Genomic DNA, 2,695 nt, shown 5'->3' with positions numbered 1-2,695 from the left:
GCGCGCGTGGTCCCCATCTTTCACCCGATCGGCGCCCCCAGCGCAATCGGGTTCACATTACTGACCAGTAGTCCGCGGTTGCTCCGGGCTTCGCAGGGGATGCACGAGGTTCGCAGGGGAAGGCATCCCATGCGAACCTCGGTTTTGGCTCATGGGGAGGGAAAGGCGAGGCGGTCGGGGCGGCTGTAGACCGACATGCTCGGATGCCGGGTGAACGCCACGAGCGTGATGCCGCGGTCCACGGCCAGGTCGACGGCCAACGACGTCGGAGCCCCCACCGCGACGACGGCCGGGATGCCGACGACGCTCGCCTTCTGGATGATCTCGAAGCTCGCCCGGGCGCTGACGACGAGCACGTGCCCGCCCAGCGGCAGTGACCCCACGCGGGCCGCGGCCCCGACGACCTTGTCGACGGCGTTGTGCCGCCCGACGTCCTCGCGCACGTGCAGCAGGTCACCGGATGCCGTCGCGAGACCGGCCGCGTGGACCCCGCCGGTGCGCTGGAAGACGGGTTGCTGCTGGCGCAGGACATCCGGGAGCCCGGCCACCACCTCCGCCGAGAGGGAGAGCGGGTCGCCCGCCACGGCATACCGACTGCTCGTGCGCACGGCATCCACGGACGCCGACCCGCAGACCCCGCACGCGCTGGTCATGCCCTGCGTGCGCTCACGCGGGGCGCGGTGCAGCACGGCGCCCGGTGCCAGGGTGACGTCGACGACGTTGAAGGTGGGGGATCCGCTCTCGTCGAGGTCCGTGCAGTGCATGAGCGTCGCGACCTCGTCGGCGCCGTGGAGCAGGCCCTCGGTGAGCAGGTGCCCGATCGCGAGGTCGAAGTCGTCGCCGGGTGTTCGCATCGTCGTCGTGAGTGAGGTGTTGTCGACGCGGATCTCCAGCGGCTCCTCGACGGCGACGGTGTCCGTGCGCTCGACCCGAGCACCGCTGACGACGTCGAGTCGTGTCCGTCGAACGCGCGTCGTCACCCGGCCCATGGGCGTCATCCAAACACACGGACACCGCGGTGTTACGGGGTGCGGAACGGTGGCAGCGCTGCACACCTGACCGGGCCTACCGTCAGCCGCATGGACACCAACCCCGAGATCGGCCTGTCGATCGACGTCGACGGCATCACGACGAACTACCACCGGGCGGGCAGCGGCCCCGTCGTGCTGCTCGTGCACGGTTCGGGCCCGGGGGTCTCCGCGTGGGCGAACTGGCGGCTGACGATCCCGGCCCTGGCCGAGCACTTCACGGTCATCGCCCCCGACATCGTCGGTTTCGGCTTCACCGACCGGCCTGAGGGGTTCGACTACTCCCTGGACACGTGGCGGGCCCACCTGCTCGGCTTCGCCGACGCCCTCGGGCTCGACCGCTTCTCGATCGTCGGCAACAGCTTCGGCGGCGCGCTGGCCCTGTCGATGGCCGCCCACCAGCCCGAGCGGGTCGACCGACTCGTGCTCATGGGTGCCGCCGGGGTGCCGTTCCCCATCACCGACGGGCTCGACCGGGTCTGGGGCTACGAGCCGTCGCTGGAGACGATGCGTGGGCTGCTCGACGTCTTCGCGTACGACCCGGCCTTCGCCACCGACGAGCTCGCCCGGCTGCGGTACGAGGCCTCCGTGCGACCGGGCTTCCAGGAGTCCTTCGCCGCGATGTTCCCCGCGCCGCGGCAACGGTGGGTCGACGCCCTCGCCACCCCGGAGGACGTCATCTCGGCCCTGCCCCACCGCACCCTGGTCGTCCACGGGCGTGACGACCAGGTCATCCCGTTGGCCAACGCCCACCGCCTGCTCGAACTCATCGACGACAGCCAGCTGCACGTCTTCGGTCGCTGCGGCCACTGGACCCAGATCGAACACGCCGACGAGTTCAACGCGCTGGTGGCCCGTTTCCTGCGCTGAGGCAGACTGGGGCCATGGTTGACCCCGACCCCGTGACGTCCGTGCGCCCGGTGCAGGTCACCCTCCACGGGGGTGACCTGCCGTGGCAGCCGGTGTCCCCGAACCTGACCCGGGTGCGCCTCATCACCCTCGTGCTGTGCGCCGTGCCTGCGATCATCGCCACCGTCGTCGTCGGGTTGCTGGTGACCCGATGGGCCCTGGTCGGCACGGCGGCCGTCGTGCTCGGCGCGCTCTGGGTGGCGTGGCTCATCGGCCGACAGGTGAGTGCGATCAGCTGGGTCGAGCTCGACGAGGAGATCGTCATCCGCAAGGGCCGGCTCTTCCGCTCCCTCGTCAGCGTGCCCTACGGCCGCCTCCAGTACGTCGACATCCAGTCGGGGCCGCTGATGCGTGCCCACGGCATCGCCTCGTGCGAGATCCACACCGCCTCACCCGAGAGCGGTGGGTCGCTGCCCGGCCTGCCGGTCGACGAGGCCGAGGCCCTGCGCGAACGCCTGTCCGCGCGCGGCGAGGCGCAACGGGCCGGCCTGTGACCGACCCAGTCCCTCGGGACGAGGACTGGCAGCGGCTGCACCCGCTGTCGCCGCTGCTGCGCGGCGGCCTCGTGCTCATCGCCGTGCTCGGCTACGTCGCCTCGCAGTTCTTCGACCGTTTCCTGCGCTCCCTGAACCTGGACGGCATCCTGCCGGGGCCGGACATCGGGGTCGGGCCGGATGGGGAGGACGGCGCCCTCGAGCAGGTGGTCGCCCACCCGTTCCTCGCCCTGCTCGCCCTCGTGCTGCTCGTCGCCGGGGTCG

At 71.3% G+C, this 2,695-nt stretch carries 3 protein-coding genes and 1 pseudogene; 3 read left to right on the top strand and 1 reads right to left on the bottom strand.

The window, feature by feature from the left end; genetic code table 11:
- Nucleotides 1-149 precede the first annotated feature (149 nt).
- Nucleotides 150-989 (bottom strand): formate dehydrogenase accessory sulfurtransferase FdhD, encoded by an 840-nt coding sequence (gene fdhD / locus PLL68_RS13710; protein ID WP_324535004.1) that lies wholly within the window; start codon nucleotides 987-989, stop codon nucleotides 150-152.
- Nucleotides 990-1,079: 90 nt separating this feature from the next.
- Between fdhD and PLL68_RS13705 the strand changes: the two genes are divergently transcribed.
- From PLL68_RS13705 to PLL68_RS13695, 3 genes and pseudogenes are all read left to right on the top strand, one after another.
- Nucleotides 1,080-1,898, top strand: coding sequence for an alpha/beta fold hydrolase (locus tag PLL68_RS13705; protein WP_324535002.1), 819 nt, complete (start codon nucleotides 1,080-1,082; stop codon nucleotides 1,896-1,898).
- Nucleotides 1,899-1,912: 14 nt separating this feature from the next.
- Complete coding sequence (locus PLL68_RS13700) at nucleotides 1,913-2,431, top strand: PH domain-containing protein (RefSeq protein WP_324535001.1); 519 nt, start codon at nucleotides 1,913-1,915, stop codon at nucleotides 2,429-2,431.
- A pseudogene (locus PLL68_RS13695) lies at nucleotides 2,428-2,695 on the top strand (PH domain-containing protein); the annotation flags it as partial. The gene PLL68_RS13700 and the pseudogene PLL68_RS13695, both read left to right, overlap by 4 nt.

Origin of the sequence: Ornithinibacter sp., from assembly GCF_035443565.1 — a bacterium.
Classification (GTDB): Bacteria; Actinomycetota; Actinomycetes; order Actinomycetales; family Dermatophilaceae; genus Fodinibacter.
The sequence above is the reverse complement of the archived record's forward strand: the minus strand, read 5'-3'. Positions and strand labels throughout refer to the sequence as shown.